The following is a 23259-nucleotide window of genomic DNA, read 5'->3' on the forward strand; positions in this document are numbered from 1 at the left end:
TTACTGACAAGGCCCTTCTGTGTCATTTATGGCACAAACAGAAAAGTTGATAAGCTCTGACTTCTCTTCGCTGCTTATGCCTTGCAATATATTGCTGCCATGGTTGTTTGCTGCATCATTTGCAGCTTGCAACAACTCCTCGTATGAGTTGTGCACATAGTAAGCGTGTACAAGCCGTTTAGTTTGACCGGGCTGTAGTGTTACAGCGCTATAACCTAACTGCCAGTCGCCTCGCCCAGAATGCCCTATTCCCGTAGGCGCTACTGTAGAGCCGTCGGAATACACATGAGCTATTGCGCTATAGGTATTGGAGTAATCGGAGAATACGGAATATTGGTCTGAAGCAGTTAAGTAATCTTGGCCGTTAGACGTGTGTATTCTAACGTTATTATTATCTGCAGCGTATGTATTCGTGATATCCACACTGATAGTTTTTTCTTCTGTACCTATATTTTGGAACGAGTCGACATATCTGACTAAGCCATAATCAAGGTTAGGGATTGTTATCTCACGACTGACCAGAATTTGATCAATCACATGAGGAACAAGACTCCAGGTTTCTTCGCTTTCCACATGAGAGAAGGCATCATTGTACGAACAACTCAAGTAATTAGCCTGGTAGAACGCACAACGTTGGATGGCGTTGTTACTAGATAACGAAACACCATTTACACTCAATTTTGAAGACGTTGAAGAAAGTAGATAACTCCCCTGCCAGCCCAAGTTTAACGAGCCATCTTGACTGTAAATTTCTGCAGATAAATCGTTTACATAAACGGCAATTGTAGAAATATTATTTTGCAATGCTATTGCGCTATCTGCATCTAAAGGATTGGTATCTGTTATAAATAGCTCGCGAATATCAGATACACCGTCGCCATCACTATCTGAAGCGTAGGATAAGGTAAACGACATTTTCGCCTCATAGTAATCTGACAAGCCATCTCTATCTGTGTCAGATTCAAAGGGACTGCTACCCGCAATATTTTCTTCACTATTAGTAAGGCCATCACCATCTTCATCCCCTGTCGGGTCAAAATCTATACCGTACCTAATAGCGAAACTATCGCTCCACCCGTCACCATCGCTATCGAATTTACCTGGGAGTAGACCACGTTGAATCTCATACACATCAGAAAGTTGGTCCCCGTCTACATCCGTAGAGAACGGGCTGCTGCCGGCGTTTGATTCTTCAAGGTTAGTTAAACCATCGTTATCTTCGTCGCCATCTAGCAGTAGATCTGAGCCATAGCTATGTTCAAAACCGTCGCTAAACTGATTGCCGTTGGTATCGGGGTTTAGCGGGTCGTATATGCCGCTGTTATATTCGACCAAGTCGGTTAATCCATCGCCATCGGAGTCTGAATTAAATGGGTCTAACCCTAAATTCAATTCATCGTAGGTTGATAAACCATCACCATCGGAGTCACCTAGCGCTTCAATATCATCGGCAACTAACGGGTTAAGCCTGTTAGCTAACTCTTGATAATCGCTTAGGCCATCACCGTCGGTATCGGCAAGATTGATATCTGTACCATAGGCTTGTTCAAACACATCGGGCAGACTGTCAGAGTCAGAGTCTAGTTTGTTTAGCGCTTCTTCCTCGGAGGTACATTGGTTGAATATTGCGCCTGCTACTTTTTTGAAGTTGGTTTCGCCTAGAATCGCTAAGCCCACTCCCAGTATGTATGCGTGATAGCCAACTTCGCTCGAATAATTATGTAACGCCAAAGGATAAATTGTTTCTGAAGCTACGCCATTAAGGATAGCTTCGGCGTTTTCGTTAGGCTGCCATGCAAAATTGGAGTAATATTGACTCGAACTAGGTACAGGCGAAATACTATCTTCTGAGTTTTCGGGTTCTAACTCACCAATTTCGTCTTCGAGACTGCCCGCAGTATTTATGGTACCGAAAGAACCTGCATAGAGCATCTCTTCCAATCCAAAATATTCATTTGGTAATGCTCCTCCCCAGTAATATCCAAAGTCTTCTGAGTCAACTACGATGCAGCGACCAGAATCGAGATAATTACGCATGACGGACTCACCGCCTGATATTATTCCGTCGTCTCTCCAATAAACCTTATTGAATCCATCCAATTGTTCGAATGATATACCGCCCTCGCCATCCGCGATTAAAGTTGAAACATCGTAACCAATGGATTTTAAAGCGCCTTCATAGCCCTCTAAATTACCACTATGACTACTTACAAGGAGTACGCTACCCGTTCCAATTTGCACAAAGCGAGAAGCGTTTAGTGGATACTGATCAATAGCATCCTCTATTAAATCGCCATCCGTATCCGCCAAATTATTATCTGTACCAAGCAAGTACTCCTCGTACGCAGTTAACCCGTCGCCATCAACGTCAAGGCCAACATCATTTGGGTTGTTTATATCAAAACCTGCAGCAATTTCATCTTCATCGATAACGCCATCGCCATCAGTATCTGGCGGTACGTAATAATCGAAGTTTGAGTTGTATCGTGCCCCCCAACATACCAAGCCAGTGTCATCCAGCGCGCAACTATAATTGCCTGCCGCAAATACGTTGTAAGGGTTCGACAAAGAGGGAACATCTAATTGCGCGCTTTCATTACTGCCCCAACAAACAACACCATTGCTATCTAACGCGCAGTTATGCTCAAAGCCACTCGCTACTCGAGTTGGGTTTATTAAATCTGGAACATCTAACTGGTTATAAGAATTGTTCCCCCAGCAAGTCACACCACCAGCATCAATAGCACATGCATGGTTTCGTCCGGCAGATAGATCTACAGGATTAATTAGATTTTGAGATTCGGCTTCTTCCGAACCACCACCCCAGCATGTAACGCCAGATTCAGTAAGTGCGCAAGATTGGTAGTAGCCAAGAGCTAACTTTTTAACACCAGAAATATCTGGCGCGTAGGTTCCGCCATAAACATCGTAACCCCAACAGCTCACCTCTTCTGCGTTAGCGGCACAAGTGTGGTAGTAACCAGACGCCAACGCCGTAACATTTTGCATGTTTGGCGGGTTGAGCGAATTAGAGTAACTGCGACCCCAACATTCAATACCAGTGTCGTTCGCAGCGCATGAATATGAGTAATCTGCAGCTGCAATTGAAGTGGCATTTGCTATTGAAGGCACTACTGTTTGCCCGTTTTCTTCGTTACCCCAACAGGTAATCTCCCCGCCGTCTTCGAGCATACAGGCGTGATTTTCCGCTAGCGCAACCTGGTAACGAGGAATAAGCGGGGAGTAGCCGTTAGCTAACTCCCAACCATCCAAATAGGTATCGCCATCTGTGTCAGCTAATTGCGGTGACGTGCCAGCTTCGTACTCGGCCACGTTCGATAGGCCATCTGCATCAGGATCATTGGCTGCATCGTCGACGAGTAAATCTAAGCCGTTTTCAAACTCATATAAATCCGACAACCCATCTTGGTCGGTATCAGCTAATAAGGCATTGGAACCCAATTGAGTTTCGATAGTATCTATCAAGCCGTCATTATCGTCGTCTTCATCAGCGTTATTCCCTATGCCGTCTAGGTCTGTATCTAATGATTCACTAGGGTCGAATGGAAAAGCATCGTTAGTATCATCTACTCCATCGTTATCGTTGTCTGAATCGTACCCATCTGGGTATTCATCACCATCGACATTGGTATTGGCAACTAGTGGATCTGAGCCAAAAACATTTATTTCGTCGTCATCGGAGAAGCCATCGTTATCATCATCAGTATCTGCATTATCGCCGATGCCATCCGCGTCATTATCTGACTGCTCATTCGTATCGAGAGGGTGCGAGTCGATATCATCGTTAACGTTGTCACCATCAGTGTCCGCTAGCGACGGGTTAGTGCCTAACTGAAATTCCTGTAGGTTGGCTAAGTTATCGAAATCACCATCAAGCACTTCTTCACCGCTAGCAAGAGGATCAAAACCGTTATCTAATTCCCATCCATCAGCCAGGCCGTCACCATCGGTATCCACTCTTATTGGGCTTGTACTGTAGGCATTAATTTCCTCATAGTCCTCTAAACCGTCGCCATCAGTATCGCTATGCGTAGGATCGGTATAAAGAGCCCACTCTTCAGCATCGGTTAAGCCATCTTGATCGCTATCCCCACTACCATCGGTTAGTAGATTGGCGAAGAAAAACATTTCCCAGTCATCGCCAAAGCCGTCGTTATCAGAATCTACAAAAGAGTGTGGACCAAACCCACCGAACACTTCGCGCCCATCGGTTAAACCGTCGCCATCAGTATCGATATTTGTTGGGTTGGTGCTATTCAAAAATTCTTCGTAGTTGGATAAGCCATCTGCATCACCATCTGACAATGCATCGGCAGGGTTCGAATCGCTAAAGCCAAAGAATTCTTCATAAGTTACAGCAACGCCATCGTTATCTGCATCGGCTACCGTTACAGATGCGCCATCAATCGATACTTGTAGCTGATAGCTACCATTGACCACCCCTGTACAGCAACGACCTACACGGATTACATAAACCCCAGCATCTGTGAAAGTATGTTTAAGGAAGGAATCGTGACTATGTACACTACCGCCAGCGCCAGCCGAAGTAGAGTAATCATCACTCGTAGCTATCTGCAGGCCACTAGAATCAAACAAAGTTAAATAAGGATCAAAGGCCACTCCTGAGCTTTGACCATAATCCACATCGAAATAGCCAACTTGATTACTCTCTACAATAGTGAAGGAATAATAGTCGTAACTATTCGTATGGTCTGGTGCATCAATAGTGACATGCGGAATTGTTTCGGACGTGTTGTTTCCATTTTCATCGCCTATATCGGCAGAATAATTTAATGAAAATAATCCATCTACACTTTGCGCTTGCTCAATAGAATCATTCGGTTCTAATTTATCTATTAACCCACCTGTTGTATTAGATCCGTTAGATTCGAGTGGATCTGTACCTAAGAGGCGAAGCTCCATTACGTTACTCAAGCCATCAAAATCCAAATCACCAAGTGCATCCGAACTATCGGAAGCACTTAAACCAAGCGTGTATTCTTCAAGGTCGGTTATGCCATCCCTATCTGCATCACCAATTATTCCGTTGAAAGCGTTTAAGCCATGCGCAAACTCATATTCGTTTGGAATACCGTCATTGTCTTGATCGCCATCGCTCATGGAAGCTTGGTAGATCATAAGGTTTGTTACGCCATCTTGATTAGGCTCAGCAGTAGCATCTGAACTATCATCAGGATTTAACCCATGTTTAGTTTCCCAAAGATTAGGAATTCCATCTAAATCGCGGTCCAAATCAAACACAAACACAGCAATAGGCGAAGTTTGGGTGTAATCGTTTCTACCCCAGCAATGCAAGCCATTGTCGTCTAACGCGCAATTATGCTCGTATCCGGTTCCCACATAATAGGCGTTCGCAAAATCTGGGATAGTTAATTGACCATAGCCATTACTTCCACCCCAACACTCGATATTGTCCTCATACAAAGAACAATAGCTAGTACCGTCTGCATCTATTTGCGTAGCTGCTGTAAACGACATTGGCTGAGCAACACTTTGGTCCGCACCCCAGCAAACCACACCATCCGCTGTGTTTGCACAGGCACTGTTAGCTCCAGCAGAAAGCGTTTGAACATTGCTAAGTTTTGGTGGAGTTAAATTACCGTTGCTGCTCAAGCCCCAACAAACAACACCAGAGTCATCGAGCGCACAGGTGAAGTTTTCACCGGCAGCAATATCTCGTGGGTTAGATAATGTGGGGACGTCTAATAAGCCATAGTTACTATTACCCCAGCAAGTTACACCGTCATCATCTAATGCACATGCATGGTATGAGCCAGTAATAATTTTCTTGGGGTTAACCAGTGAAGGTACAGTAGTAACTGCGTAGTTATTTTGGCCCCAACAAGTTACCCCATTGTCGTCCAAAGCACAGGAGAAGTAATAACCACTGGCAACCTGTTTAGGATTAAACAATGCCGGTACATTTGTAATGTTCGAAGAACTATAGCCCCAGCACTGCACGCCCTGCTCATCGAGTGCGCATGTGTGTAATCGACCTGGATCAACTTGATAACGAGGCAAAATTGGTGAACCACCGTTTGCAACTTCAACACCATCGTAACTGCCATCAGAATCTGTGTCAGCTAACAACGGGTTGGAGTGATGTACAAACTCCTCTAGGTTTGTTAAGCCATCGCCATCCGTATCATTGTCACCATCGGCAACGAGAGGGTTCAAGCCAAAGTTTGTTTCCCAACCATTTGACATGCCATCGTTATCAACATCTTCGCCATGCAATGAAAGTTGATACTCAACAATATTTGTAATGCCATCTGCATTTATATCTTCGTTGCTGTCATCTACTAGTGGGTTTGAACCGATAGCACGCTCCCAAAGATCAGGCATTCCGTCATCGTCGGTATCTGCCGCGAAGTTAAATGCTGGGTTCATGCCATAACGATCGGATGTATTACCCCAACATTTCACCCCTTCAGCACCAATTGCACACGCATAATGACTCCCAACGCTTACATCAACAACACCCGATATGGCAGGTGGCTGCTGTACACCGTAGTTCGTGTAGCCTAAGCAACTTAGCTCGTTATCAACCAGCTCACAGCGGTTAGAAGGACCAGCAGATATTAGAGATACACGCCCATCGGTTACAGTAGCTTGGTTTAAGCTGTAACTACTACTACCCCAGCAAACCACACCAGAATCATTAACAGCACAACTGTAGTTATCTCCAACTTCAACATCCGTAGGGTTAGATAACGGAGGCACGTTTGTTTGCCCGTAATTATTATTCCCCCAACACACTACGCCCACGGCGTCTAAGGCACACGCATGGCTACTAGAAACGCTTATATCCTCTGGGCGCAATAATTCAGGCGCATCTGCAATGCCGTAGCCATCTCGTTCGCCCCAGCAATACACGCCTTCATCGTCTAGAACACATGTATTGGCGTCTGCAAAACTCGTAGCAAGCTTGCGAGGGTTAATAAAGTTTTTAGGCACTGCAGGGTAATAGGTTGAACTACCCCAACAGGACACACCTAAGTCGTCAATCGCACATGCACCATAACTACCCACCGCGATTTCTACTGGGTTGATTAATGTGGGCACATTATTTATGCCATAACTTGTATTACCCCAACAGGCTACGCCGTTATCATCCAATACACAGGATGATTCAGAGTAGGAACCTGCTTCAACTTGGTAGCGAGCATTAACAGGGGAAGTACCTATATCCACCTCGTAACCATCTGGCAGGCCATCCTGGTCAGTATCCGCAATAGTAGGATTTGTGAATCGAATAAATTCTTCGATATTGATCAACCCGTCACTATCAAAGTCCAATCCCGAATCATCTACAGTTGGGTCGAGTCCATAACGCACTTCCCAGCCATCAGCTATTCCATCACTGTCTAAATCTGACTCATAGACTTCGTTAAATACTGGGTTAGTGCCCTCCATATATTCTTGTAAGTTATTGATACTATCTCGATCGTTATCAAGTGACGCATCATCCTTAACTGGGTTTAGATTATTCTTAACCTCCCAACCATCCGGCATCTGGTCGCCATCAGTATCGCTTTCTAATGGATTTGTGCCATTAGTTTGTTCTTCGAGATTCGTTAAGCCATCACTATCAGAATCTAACCCAGACTCGTCTACGTTAGCGTCGAAGCTTGGACTGAAGCCATATTTGCGTTCGAAACCGTCGTGTAAACCATCGAAGTCAGAGTCACTGTTAAATGGATCTGTGCCCTCGTTAACCTCATCAACATCAGAAATACCATCAAGATCCGAATCTTTACGGAAGTTAAAGTTAATAATATCGCGCTGCTGTTCTCGCGTTAGACCAACGAGTATTGCTGGGTCACCCTCTTCAATTTTTTGTATTTCCTCAAGCAGCGGCTCTAACTCAGAATGCTGCACCCCAAACTGCATCAAAATACGACGACCGCCAGCAGGCACTGTGACTTGATAGTAACGTGTCAAATCATCTGAATTATTGTAAGAAACCGACGAAGGTCTAACAGCATTTAACGCTGAACCATAAACATGACCAGCCAAATCATCATTGAGTGTGGTTTCACCAATTGCAATGGCGTAGTCGTCTACCGTGAATAAACCATCATCGTTACTGCTATAAGCTAAATAACGATTTGAACTTATACCATAATTCGAATCCCACCCTAAGGTCACAGTAATATCATTTGCTGTTGGATTTTCTAACACATCTAACCAACGAGCAAAGTACCCATTGCTTGGCACATAGATTTCTCTATGAACATCTAGACCACTCATTGCTTTACTAGTTAAAACAATTTGGCGTCCGTCATTAACAATTTCGGCATAAGAGACACCAGGAAATGATGACCCGTTAATTAATAAAATTTCAGAACTATCAAAGGTATTATCTGCTCCATCGCCAACATAACCGGAGCTATATATATCCCATTGATAACCATTCCCGTAAAGATTGAAAGTACTGGACACATTAAAGTTATGCATCTCTGTAACAATCCGGTTTGATTCGTTCTCAGCAAACGGTAAAAACAGCTGAGCCACACTGTCCACAACTATGTCAGGGATGGAATGTTCGCCATTGGTATTTGGATCGAACATTACGGATGAGCCAATTAACTGCTCATTACCGTAATACACTTCTGCCGCAACAGTTGCATGTAAAGCAAGTGAACTTACATTGGTAAATTCGTAGTTACCGTTTGCATCGGTATAAACCAACTCGTCTTCAAAAGTAACCGTTGCCCCACTTACTGTATTGCCAAACATATCAATTACACGACCGTAAAGGCGCGCACCGGCGTCGTCTTGCAAACTAAACTGGACAGATTCGCTTTGACCTTGCAAGTCCACGGTATCGGTTGCAACCATATACACGCTAACGCTATCGCCATAACCTAAGGTGTACTCAAGGTCGAAGTTAGCGTTGGTTGAAGTTTGGTAATACGTGTTATCTATGTAGTAATCCACACTTACAATACGGCCCTCTTCTATAAACGAAGGGACAAACCTTACTGTTTCCCCACGCGTTAACGTGGCAGTAGTCGGCTCAGCTAACATAACCTGTGGCGCAGTAGAATCTGCCAACAGTGGGTTATAGTCTTCACCGTCTAGCAAGCCATCACCGTCGTAGTCTGGATTTAGCGGTGGTAAACCTGCTAACAGCTCTTCGCCATCAGATAAGCCATCTTGGTCGGAATCCGCGAGCAAGAAGTCGGTACCGTGGGTAAGAATTTCTTCGCGGTTGATTATGCCATCGCCATCTTCGTCGGCGAACGCATCTGTTGCATTGTTTGGATCGAAATAATCGTGTCCAACTTCAAAGCTATCGATTAAACCATCACCATCAGAGTCCATTCTTGTTGGATCTGTGTAATAGGTGTTTATTTCATCGTAATCTAATACACCATCGCTATCAGTATCTTGAACGTTGGGGTTAGTTCCACTATTAAATTCTTCATAGTCGGTTAAGCCATCCCAATCAGTATCCGAACTACGTGGGTTACTTATGTAGGATGACATCGCTTCTAAATAATCATTCAACGAATCGTCGTCTGTATCTCCATCATTTGGATGTGAATTAAATTCTTGCTCCTGCAAGGTAGATAAACCGTCGCCATCTGAATCTAGCGAGGCATCGTCTGCCACCAAGGGATCAAACCCGAATTGCACTTCAAAACCATCTAACAACAGATCGCCATCTGTATCTGCATTTAAGTAGTTGGTTCCGTTGTACAACTCTTCGATATCGGGCAAGCCATCTTCATCAGAATCTGGCAGAGCTTGACGATAGGCCCAAGTGAGTAAGTTTGGCCAATAAACCGTTTCGTGCTCGTCAGTAGCTTCTGTGGTGCCGAAATGAATAGCACCGAAATAAACGACACCTTCACCCCAAGGGTAATAGAAGCTAACGGCGTTATTAGAGCGGTAGTTCGTTTCGAGCGATAGTACCGGTACTACGCCATCAGCGAACGTCCTAACATCAACAGTGCCTCGCACGGAACTACTCTCGGTTAAAGAGCTATAGTTACCATACTTACCGTTCATAATCGGCGAATAAGCGTCAACGCGGTATGCATAGTAATTAGAAAGTCCACCACTACCTCTCGCGGGGTCACCGGGCAAATTAGGAATTTCAGCTTCCAAATTAATTGGGTCTCTGTGCACAACAAGCGCACCACCGTTCGCCACATACTCATCCACAATTGCTTGTTGCGGTTCTGAAAGTGTTACAAAATCCATTGCTAACACATCAATGCCCAGCAGCGTTTCTGGCGTAAGCTCGCTCAAAGTAACTACGCTAAAGTCGCTACTCAAAGTAGCTCTTGTCTGAACGCTGTAATAACCAACACGAATTACTGGCGACTCCAAAATAATTGTTCCGGCTTCGGTAATACTGCCCGCATCACAACAATTAGGCGCAACAGGAATAGATAGTGCACTCACGCTTTCGCCAGCGATATTGCCTACAGCAAGCACCTGAATGTCTCCGAGCGCCATTGGTACATTAACCAAGTTAAAGCTACCATCGGCAACAGTAACCGAGCTTACACCAGCAGCACTTACATCTACGCCCTCTAACGGATTACCAGATGCATCTGTAACGAAACCAGTAACAGTTGTAAGCGGGTCATCAATAACATCGTAAATTATGATGTCACTAGTCCCTTGGTTTAACGCGGTATCGTGCGCTATAACTTCAAGTAACAGTTGATTTGCGAATGTCTCCGGCACCGTCCACGTTGTTTGGTATGGCGCAGTTGAGTCTGTAGCAATTTGTTGATCGTTAACTCTAAACGAGGTGGACTGCACAATACCTGCATCGGTAACTTGAGCGGTAAAGTTTACAGTTTGCCCACGCAATAGCGGCAGCTCACGCACAGGAGAAACAACATTTACAACCGGCGCTGTTTCATCGGCAATTAAAATATCATCGCCCTGCTCTTGGCCGTCAGGTATACCGTCGCCGTCGGTATCTGCACTCAATGGGTTTGAAAGTCGATCATTTACTTCTACACCATCGCTCAAACCATCGTCGTCTGAGTCTGGGTCGTTAACACCGGTACCCAAATCGATTTCGGTAATATTATCTAGCCCATCTCCATCACGGTCTTGGGTTGCATCATCGCCATTATTGGGGTTCATACCCAAGCTAATTTCAACACCATCCAAAATTCCATCACCATCACTATCTGGCGAATTAGGGTTGGTAAACGGCTGACTGCCAACTTCTACACCGTCGGTTATACCGTCACCGTCAGAGTCTGGGTTTAGAGGTTGAGTACCGTATTGCAGCTCTAGATTATCCCAGAGTAAATCGCCATCAGTATCACGTAAATTAATACTGGTGCCCTGCGCAATCTCGAACCCATTAGTTAAACCATCTCCGTCCGAATCTTCATTTATATCTAGCACGCCATCGTTGTTCGAATCTGTACTGTATGGCAATAACGTACCGCTCTCAATTTCTGCAAGGTTGGATATACCGTCACCGTCAAAGTCTCCCTCTTCACTGAATACACGGTATTGCTGATCATTTACCGCAAAGCCTGCATAGGAATTATTGGTTACTTCTAACGCTAAACTTACAGTAGAGCCCTCAACAAACAATTCGTTGGAGAAGAAATTGGGCACAGTTACTAATTTGTTGGTGAAATAGGTACCCGTTGCACTGTTAAACACGCCAGTATTTGGAAGACTGTAGTAACCAGATGTGAGTACCGTACCGCCCATAGCGATGCTGAGGTAGCGAGGACGAGATGTACCGTCGTAGGTTTCAAACTCAACATCTAATTCTTGGCCCACATAAACGGCATCGTATGGCTGACCAGCCAAGCGGTAGCGTGGCGAACAAAGCTCGCGCTGCTCGATAACAATCGCATCATTTCGAGCAGCACCTTCTAAATCACTCGCCGATGTGTCGTATTCATAGCAAGTGTTCAAACGTATTAGCTGAGTTGGAGTAAAGATTAGTTCACTCTCTACTAAACTCCACACGCCGTCTACAGCTACGCCATTTTGACGCAAGCTTGGGTAGCTACTTCCACCAGCAGACATAGCTAACGCTTCATCGTAGGAGAATTTAGCAACCAGCACATTCGAATTAGCCTCAGCGGTAAAGGCAGCTGAAATCAATTCAGGCGGCTGTTGATTGAAAGTAAGCCTAAAGGTAGACGTTGAGTTGATGGTTTCTAAACCTTCTGGAACACCAACAATAGAAACGGTAACCGTTTCAAACTCAGTATTCTGAACGCTAAAGCCACCATAACCGTTAACTACGTTTGCAACGCCAGAGCTATTACTTGCGTTAATGGTAGCGGAACCTGTTGCGCTTACAGTGAATGCATATTCACCGGTGTCGATTAAGTTAGCAAACTCATCCACCAGCATTACGCTTAGTTGCGCTGTATGCTTAGTGCCATATACGGCAACATCGCCATCGGGTTGAACGTTACCGTTATCGTCCACTAGCAGCGCCTGTGCTGGAACATTATGAACAACAGTAACGGGCAACTCAGATACCGTCTGCGCGGAAGTATTCGCTTTATTATCGTGATCAAACCCAATTACAGCACCTGAAGAAACAACTGGTATAGCGTAACTACCAGCTTGTGTCGCGCTGTTAACCACAACCGAAGCAACACCATCGTTAAGCGTAATGCTATTGCTTTGTACGGAGTTTTGCGGTGGTAATGTGAAACCCGTAGGCATGGTTAGCTGAACGGTACGTGTACTTTCTGTAGCCACAAAGTTACCCGCAGCATCGTGTGCAGAAAGATTAAGCACGAAGCTCTCACTCGCCATTACAGCATCGATATAAGCAAACCGCACTTCGGCTGTAGGCCCTGTGGTAATAGACATTACGTGGCGTGTATCTGCAATTGCTGGGTACGTAGGTATTTCTGCAATAACTTCATACTGGCCCTGCTGCAATACAGTGCTTATGGCAACTTCGGCCAAGCCGTTACTGTTTGTAGCCACAATACCTTTAGAGCTAATTTGAGACGTTTGTAAATTCTTAAGGCTCCACTTAACGCCAATACCCTGAACAGGCGTTGCGAAAGCGTCTAATACCTCTACACGGAAATTCGCGCTGCTACCTACTGCAAACGTATTTTCATTCAAGCCAGTCAAGGTTGGAGTGAATCGAATCAAGTTTGGTTTTTGATGAACAACCACAGGCACAATACTGCTAAACGCTTCTTGGCCGAGCTCGTCTCGCAACTTCACCTGCAACAACAATTCGTTATTTGGTAAAGAGGTAGTAGGAATAGCAATTTCTTTACTACGCGAAGAAGTATTGCTTGCGTTAATAGTAGCCGTGTACAAAGGTTGAGCCGCATCACCGGTAGCATCTAACAATTGCACGTTAAGGGCTGTACCGTCATCGGTATTTTGCAAGCCATTAATGGTAACGGTAACTTTACTACCATAGAACGCTAATTGATTGGTGCTTAAAGACACACCTGTAGCCACAGGAGCTGCATCTTGCACTACGGTAACAAAGTTAGTGCTGTTTTGAGTTAGCTGCTCTTTAGTATCGAATACTCTAACTAATACAGGCACATCTACACTGCTAGTGAGCCTAGAAGCGCGCATATCGGTTATAGCGAATGTTTTGCTACCCGCTTTAGCGCCATTAAAGTTATGACTGTAAGTTGTAGACCCAAAGTCTACTTCCAACCGCCCTAATCCAGCATCATCAGCGGCAGACACAGTAACGTTAAATGCACTGGCCTCACGAATTTGCGCAGGTGTAGAAACACCGGTAATTTCTGGGTATTGATCCGCTACCAGCGATAAATCTTTATTAGAATTGAAGACATTACCAGCATTATCAGTTACTTCCGCACGATAACGTACGGTACCAATAGTTTGAGGGTTCGCTGAATAAGTTAGCTGAGCACTATTAAAGTTGGCTGCTACCAAGGTTTCGTTTTCGAATATTTTTATAGATGCGATGCCGCTCGCATCATCTTGTGCTTCAACCGAAATATTGTAAGGCACACCAATTACGGCATATACACCGGTTAGCGCATTACCAGCTGCCGTTACAGAAGCTGTTGGTTGAACCTGATCTTGGAAGCGAGAGAATTGTACAGGCACAGATTCTGTGGAGTTACCAAACTCATCTATCGCTACAGCTTTAATGTAGTAACCATCGTAGCTTGTATCGAAGTCACGCACTATTTGGTAATTAGGGCCGTATTGTTTCGCAATTAATTGATAAGGACCGACTTCGTTACTAGATAGATAGTATTCAACCAAAGCTATGCCGTAGTCACTATCGGATATTACAGCTTTAATTGCCAAAGGCTCTGGCCACCAGCTGTCTTGTGGTACGTCAACCGATACACTAAAGCCATTGTAAATCTCATTTTGTGATTGAACACGTAACGTTAATGCATCGGCACTTACTTGTTCGCCCGCTAATGACTCAACAGCAACCAATGTAGAAAAGTTTTGCCCATTAGCAATGGATTTAGGTATAGGTGTTTTAATTGTTTCAGCTACGGCATTAACATCCACAATAGTAGCGTCATTAACACTAACGCTGGTACGTACCGCACCGCTATTACTATTAATCGTTAATTCTAGGGATTGATTGAGGTCGTACTCTGTTTTGCTTAATGGTGAATTAACCACTGGGTAAGGGTAATATTTTAAAGCACCAAGTTGTTCAACTTGCACCCCGTTAACACCCAAGCCAAATGCAACCATATCGCCATCAATATCAATTGACGATACTTTGCTCGCGCTATTAAACGTTACAAGATCGGTATTAATATCGAACACTGAAACAACATGTACGCGATTATTTGCAGTTGCTACCACTGCAACACCTTCAGAAAGTTGCACTGCGGTAATAGCACTTTCGAATTCACGTTGGGTGACAGCCATTGCATTTGCGCTAACAGGGAAGCTAAGCGTTGCATCCGTTGTTACGGCAATAAGCTTGCCGTTGGTGGCAATATTCTTAACAGCATACAAACCTTGCGAAAGTGTTTTAAGCGAGGTGTTGGCAGATAGCAATAAGCCTGTATCAGTCACAATGACTGCACCCAACTCGAGCGGTGCGATACCAATTGCGCTCGTGCCCGCTGGTAGTGTGAAGGAGCGTATAACGTCCCCATTTGCCAAGTTCAGCAAGTGAACAGTTTCTTCTTCAATTACAAATAAACCAGAAGGCGTCACCGCCATTAAACTTAAATTGGCATTGTTAATTAAAGTTTTAACGGCACTCGTTTTACGATCAATACGAACAACTCTGCCTAGGTTTTTTTGCAACACATAATAAGCATTAGCCGTTATTTCTACTTGATCAGCTGCCTGTGTAAATTCGGTTGCAGGATAAGTAGATTGCGTCCATTTCTCGTCGTCAGACTTACGAACTATATAGGCACCAACGTTATTAGCCGCAGCTATTACCGCCCCCTGATTTATTGCTACGTCTGTAACGCTACCTTTTTGCTGATGACCATAGCGAGAAGCTCGGTACAAAGGAGCAACGTAATCAAGCGATTCGGTAATTTCTACTACAGTATTACGCGAATCGCCAAGCAGCAGCTTACCGCCGGTCCAGACTGCATTATTAACGCCTACACCCATAGCAACTGCATGTTGCGCTAGTTTCGACAACACATCTTTGTGACGTGCGTCTATTACTGTAAGCGACTCTTCATTTTCGCTTATGGCTAAAATATCCCCGCCGTGGGCAACCAATTTATCGGCATGTATATCGGCTATTGTTGCTTGAATATTTAAGGAAGTGTCGAAACGAACAATGCTGTTATCTATTGCTGCAAAAATGGCATTAGCCTGAACAAGCACATCGTAAATGGGAGCAATTGCGGTGTAAGAATATAGCTCATTGCCATTTATACCGAACACACGCAATGTGTTTGCAGCAGACACCGCAAAACCTTGATTTGAAACTGCAATGGTATGTGGCTGTAAATTATTGTGCTTAACAATTAGCTCTAATGCATTCGCTCGAATTGCATAGAATGCAAGTTGCCCTGCCTCATTCACAGCAAGCACACCATTATTATGCGCTAACGCAGTTATTGAATTAGTAAATTGCTGCAAGCTTATTATTTCTAGTGTGGCTACATCTACAAAGGCCACACCAAAACCTTTTAGCGCTACTAGCAAGCGCGCACCTACGCGCTCTATTGCAGTAACCTCTGCTTCAAATACTTTAGTTGCTCCACCACTGTGTGTTAATTGATTGCCATTAGCATACCAATAGCCGCCCACTTCTGGGCGAATCACATTAAAGGCGTGCGTTAAGGTTGATAATGAAACGTCAAAGCCTACGTCTACCTGGGCATTAAAGCGGCTTGATGACACATTACCCAAGCCGTTCTCTAGCCTTACATCTACATTTAATTCTGTAACTTGCTCAGGCACGGTGAATACTAGTTGCTCACCGCCGGTAAGCAAAATAGCGCCGCTGCCATCACGCACCGTTATAAATGCTGATACTCCATCTAAATTATTCGCTACTTGTAGCGATAACGTACCACCAGAGAACACTCGTGCAGGAAGGCCGTCTAAACGGGGCTCAGGTAATGCATAGCTAGGTGATAAACGCAGCAATCTATTACCAGATGCCTTGGTATAAGAGTCGTTGTAGTAGGCATTTACCACTAAACGATAATTCTCTTGCACATTCACGTTTGGTAATACTAGCGCCACAGAGCCTTCAGCACTAGTGAGTGTTGCGTTCCATAAAATATTGTTATTAAAGTCTCTTAATTGTGCATCTACATACTGCAGAGTGTCTCCGTTGTTACTTTGTGCAGTGTAGTTAAAGTTCAGAACGTCGCCTTCTGTAAAGATCGCGTTATTTTCAAAGCCCCCAATATTGATAGTTGTTTGCACAGGGGTAGTTTCCACCACACTGTAATTAACACTATCGTAGCTTTGCGCTGTTGTTGCGCTAACGCTTACATCTGAAGCTTGGTCGCCATTTTGCAACCAAACCATCGAACCGTTTAAATAGCTCGCAGGCGCAGCTTCACCATTTAGCTGAATCGTTACAACATCGTCACCAGAAGACACATAAACAGGTAACTTAGAGCCTTGAGCCAATACTGCGTTATTAGTAGGCACGAACAACAATACCGTGCCGTTAGCATCAGGTAATGTCGCGTATTGAAGGGTGCCGCTATAGGTGGTGGTAAATGAAACTGTTTCACCACTATTAACATTTCGCTTACTTAATTTAATACGCAGTGAAGAATCATCGTTAATTGCGATGGTGTAGTTAACTGGTTCACCGTTCGCATCCCAAACTTGATATTGCGCCCTTGGAATGACGGGCGAAATGATCAGATCAAAGCCCGTAGCGGTGGCTTCCGTCAATACAGTTACAGATGCTACAGACGGATTTGTCCTAGGACGGGCAAAAACATCGTTATTTTCGATATAAAGTACATCGGAAGCGCCAAAGAACAGCTTGGTAGCGGCGTTCATCCACTGCCCCACATACTCGCCGCTTTCGAGTGCTTGCCAATAATTTCCCGTTAAACTGTTTTCGATTAGCAGCCAAGTTATATTCGCATCCCACTTAGCATTAACAACTTTACCGGTGTACGACAGTGTATTTAATACAGTTATCTCATTGCCAGCTTGCTGATAATGAGCAATTTGGTCGTCATTCCAAATATATAACGCGTGGTTTTGTATGGTGAAACCTACGGGTGAAGTAACCCCATGCTCGTATTCATTGGCTAGAGTAAGCGTATTTAGATTTGTTAGTTCATAAACAAATAGCTTCTCATTACCTAGAACATAAATAGCAGAGTTATCTATTTGAACTTTAACAGCCGAAACATCAATGGCTGTACCGAGTAAATCCACCCACTCTTGGCTATTTGAGTCAAATTCGGTAACCCCTATTACTGCACCGTAACGAATGAAGTGCTGATTACCAATTGCACCGATGTATTCGCCCTGGATTGGTTTAGCGCCAGCTTCCGAGATAACCACACCATTAATTGTGTTGGCAACCGCAAATACCTGTACTAATTTGCCCTGCACCGAATCTACTAGCGCATGCAGGTAACCACCTTGGTAACTAAGCTGTTTTAAATGACCATACTGCGCACTAAACAATACCTCACCTGCTGCATTTACCAGTCTATAACCCTGTTCATAGTGGTTTTGCGCTATTAGGGTACCGCCATTCACACTTGGGAATACTACGGCATCTGCAGTTACCCATAATGGGTCGCCTTCGAGCAACAGTGTCGCATCGTCAACAAAGTACTCAGTCATAGTGAGTGAAGACTGTAACGATTTGCTGTGGCCACTACGATCTTGTAAATGGGCCGTCGCGGTTAAAGCAGACACTGCGTTCGCTGTTGTATAAACGATATTTTCTTCGTAGGCGAAATTTTCTGCTACTGCATTCTCTTCAATGGTCAAACGCGACTGTGACGCCATGTCATCCATTGCTTGATCTACAGTTGCTTTCGCAAACAGACTTGCCCCACTTAAAATACGATCACTTGGAGTTAGCTCAAGTACAGGCTCTGCTTCTATACCATCGTCTTTAATTAAGTTAACTATTGTCTGCGCTTTAAGTGCACGGCCTTCGCTATCCGCTTCTGCCCTTAATAACAGAACGCCACTGCGGGTTATATCTGCTGGCAAAGTAACCGTTGTATTAACCGTATAAGGGCTAGCTGTAGTACGCGCCACAGAAATAGGCCCTAAACTGCCGTTAGCAGATGGGTCTCCATTTATATCTAGATAAAGCTCTGCTTCTACAAGCTTGTGCAAGTACAACTGCACGTTAATAGTTTCACCTGCATGAAATGTATCGCCAGCCAATGGCGAAATCACACGTAGCTCAGGCGCACCTTCCCTGCCGTCGTATGGGTTTAAGGTAAGCGTTGCTACCGCGCTTTCTAGCCCATTGGTGTCTATTGCTTTTGCATGCAGCACTATCGCGTTTACAGCATTTGGATCAACAGTAAACTTAAAGCTATTCGGGTTAGAAAGTATCGAACAAGCTTGAGCATCATCAAATGGGTTTGCAGAAGCACTATCTTTACACAGCTCAACGCGATCAATACCGTATTGATCAAAGCTACGTAAAATCACATCTACCTGCTCGCCGCGTGGAACGAACCCACCATTACCAGGCGCAACAAATGCTAACGTAGGCGCTGTTGAATCTGGGTTTAATTCATAGCTTTCAGCAAAGTTGGCAATAGTTGTTTCACTTTGTAAGCCATAGGCCACTCGCAATCTAACTGGAATAGTTGTTTGGCCGTTCAGATCAGACAAGCGTGGCTGATTAAATTGGATTGACGTTTTACCCGTACTGCTATCTACGAGCGCAGGCTGCCATACGCCGTCGTCAAACACTTTTATTTCTGCAGTTTTAATTAACTCTAAGTCCCCTACCAAGTGGAAACCAATTTCCGATGGATTAAGCTCTTCAACCCACTCAGGGTTAGTAAAGAACGCAGGGAATTGAGGGTTGCTAGAAAGCTGTACGCTCGCAGGCACAGTTACAACATTGAAGTTTTTCTCAATGGCGTTTGCACTTGCATCAGTTACTCGTACTTTAAGTACAAGGTTCGATGCATAAGACGGTACCTGTAAAGTGAACTCTTCAGACTGGGTCCAGTTATTTACAAAGTTCAAACCACCATCGAAAGAAACGCGGTATTGATAGCGCAATTGAGCGCTAGTTTGATAGTTATCTTCTGCTTGCGGAATAAATGTGTACGCAGCCCCACGTTTTAACGACGTAGTACTTTCCACGTAGCTACCGTTTAGCGCTAGCCGAATGGAATCTAACTTAGCCGGCAGAGTATCGTTAGCTACAAAGCTGGTGGTGTATACACCAGCAATCATGCCCTCGCCGTCAAACGGCAAGTTTTGTGCGGTGTCAGTTATACCACTTATTACAAATGTATAAAGAGCATTGTGCTCAAGCGCAAAACCTTCCCTTAAACCTAACTTAATACGGGTATCACTTAACTGCGAAAGTACAAAGCGATTAGAAACATCTATGGAGGTTGTCGCTAGGTCGCTATAGTCCTTAAAGGTTTTAGTTACGCTAAAGCCATTTAAACTTGCCAATACTAGCGCTTCGTCACCTTCCAAAATAAGAGCATTCTGGTACGAAGGTGCAGACACCACCGTTACTTTAGGCTTGCTATTATCCACTGCAAGCAATTGGTTTTGTTCGCCCGAGAACACCAACTCGCCAGTAGATACGCGCTTAATGGCCACTTCATACGCCTGACCGGGTTGAGCTGCAGGCGCATTTAATGTGATCTCACCGCCCGAAAGATGGAACGCTACTTTATTGCTGGCATCTGGCACCATTTGCACACCAGCTCTTAACCAGTGCACAGTTAAATCGTGAGTAAACCCTTGACCGTTAACGGTTATCTGGTCGCCACCAAGGTTACTAACCGAGGTAGTGCCCAAATTACTTGAGGATTCAACAGAGTCGATAGACAGAGCAGGCACTACGTTCAATGCTGCTAGAATTCCGTCGGTAGTGGTACCTTGCGATACGGCTACGCTTACTAAGCCTACGCTATTCACTGCTGCATTAAAGGTAATGCGGCTGCCATCCGCGCTGGCATTAAATTGGGAGCTATTAAGTTCCAAGCTACCTAACACCAAGCGCTCTACAGTGTTTAACCCCTGCCCATAAACAGTAAACTCTACCGTTTGCCCTGCAACGGCTGTAGCTGGTGCAAATCGTTTGATTGCTATTTCAGCTTGATCGAAAGCGTTAGACGCAACGATGCGGCGAGGCATATCTAAATTGATGTGTCCGCCATCCAGTGACTGATTCGGCAGCGTTGTTAACTGTAGATCGTAGGCTTCACCCGGTTCGTAGCTACCAGTAATTGCACTAAAGCTTAGGGCGTTGCCTTGTAGTACCGTACCGCCAACTACTGCAACACCGTCGCTAGAGCGTTTAACAGATAACTCACTCACAGACCAATCTAAAGGCTGACGCTGCACAGTTAAACTAATTACATCGCTTTCAGACCCTATTAAATATGGGTCTACCAATTCTAGGTTAGCGAACGGTAATTCAACGCTGTAATAGGATGTGCTATCCAGCCAATGCAGAACGCCGCTGTTAATCCAAGAGTGTTTAGTGGCCGTTAATCGACTTCCTTCGTTATCTACATCTGCTTTCCAACTAATTTGCAAACCGTAAGTTTGATCGTAATCCACATCGTATACGGCAACATTAGAAGCAGTATGCAATGTGAGTAGATCACCCACTAAGCTTGCCGAGTAAATTCTTGAATTGAAAGATAATGAATCAAGTAACGCGTTCTCATCAAATTGATAAGTATCGAATAACTGAACACCATACGGTTGTACTATTGTTAGATATTGGTTATTTACGCTAGCTTGTAACAAGCCAGAGAAATCGCCATATACGGTACCAACCGCTTGAGAAAGGTCTGAAAGTAAACGCTTTTCTATTTGGGTAGCACCAATTAGGTAAAGCGCATCTTCAGCAATTGTTAACTCAACAATAGAGAAAGATACATCTAGCGCAAGTAACTCATAGCCATTATACGAACCCACCAGTACTGACGAATCGGCCAGCAAGTAGGTTTCGCCATTGCGAATTATAATTTCGCTGGCATTTAAACCACTTTGATTCGTAAATGCATTTACAAACTGAGCGGAATAAATATTCGCCAACGAGTAATAATGCACCGTGGCTCCATCGGCAAGTAGTACAGCTATATCATAGCCATCAACCGCAATATCACGAATTACACCGCCAGCATCAAACTTAGAAATGAACGCAGGTACAGTGCTATCTTGAATGCTATAAATACGCACTTCTGAGTTAGAGAATGTAAACAGGTTATTACCAACTTGCTTAACCTTAGACACGTCAGACAGCTGTTTATTGCCATCTAGCACAACAGATAGCGTTGTGTCTGCAATGGTATCTTCTGCAAATCCGTCGTTGCTAATCTCAACATTAAGTACACCAACCGTATTATTAGGAACAACAAAGCTTAGCTCCTGATACCGCTCCTCTACTACGTTTGGTACATCTTTTCCGTTTACACGGATATGGGTATCAGCACTTAAGCCTTTGCCCTGCATGCCAATTACTTCACCGGCATTGAAGTAGAACTTTTTATCGTTTTTATCAAGTGTTTGACTAGTGCGGTTGTAGCTACCTATTGCCGATAGCGTTGGATCTGTCACGTAGGTAAATGCAGATAAATCGGTAGCCTGTAGCGGACCGTTCAAGACACTTATTGCCACCAATCTGTTGTCTTGTGGTGCGCTATTCAAACCGGGCAATATAAATTCTAATGTGTTCTCAGAAACAGAAAGCACATCAACCGAAGGCACTTCAAAGCCCCCTACTTCAATTACCGAATTAGAGTCAAAACCATTACCTGTAATGGTAATAATCTCACCGCCACGCCAACTGCCTTTAATGGGGAATACATCGGCAATAACTGGCTGAGCACCCTCAACAGCTGTAAAGCGGAACGTGTAATCATTAGGTAACGTTTGACCGTGAAGAGTTTGAATAGATTGATCAATATTGAACTCATACAAATTGCCAGCTACCAAAGGCTGCGAAGGTACGAATATTAAATTCGCGCCGTCGTTATCTATTTGCTGAGAAACAAAGCCTGTAATCACTCCACCACCCACTTCAGTAAGAGTAATTAAACCTTGGGCGTTGTTTTGTAATTGCTGGTTATTCAACACCCTATTAAACGAAACTCGAATGGCATCTTGATAAGGCAAATAGCCACTAACTGCGGGCCACTGAGCGTGAATAAGTAGATCTGTATTTACAACAGTCGTTAAACCACCGCCCATGCGAGTTACATCTTCGTCAATGGGGTTCTCCGCTGGCTCGTCGCCTATATAAGCAAAACTTGAACCCACATAGATCGCACTGGGGCTAAACGCCATTGAAGACGCATTACCCACCACAGAGAAGTAGTTCTGTAATTCAACAGCAGCAGTAAATTCGCCTAGCAGCCAATTAGATATATCAAATATCTGAACATCACCCTGCTCGGCAACGACGTATAAGGTTTGCCCCCACACTGCAAGATTATTTGCAGACAACGTACCCTGGCTTACAAGGTAAGCAAGGTTGATACTTGCTACTGGTGTTGCAGAAGTTTCGCTGTTCAGAACATAAGCCTGAACCGATGCAGACGAGCCTGTAGCAACCAATAGAAGATTATT

1 protein-coding gene (only partly in view) is annotated in these 23259 nt (G+C 44.4%); it reads right to left on the reverse strand.

The window, feature by feature from the left end; all coding sequences use genetic code 11:
• Positions 1–23259, reverse strand: partial view of an Ig-like domain-containing protein gene (locus SDE_RS10750; protein WP_011468527.1) — the 3' portion only. 20571 nt of this gene lie beyond the right edge of the window; 23259 of the gene's 43830 nt are visible here — the last part of the coding sequence; its start codon lies off the right edge, out of view; it ends in the stop codon at positions 1–3.

Source organism: Saccharophagus degradans 2-40 (assembly GCF_000013665.1).
Taxonomy (GTDB): domain Bacteria; phylum Pseudomonadota; class Gammaproteobacteria; order Pseudomonadales; family Cellvibrionaceae; genus Saccharophagus; species Saccharophagus degradans.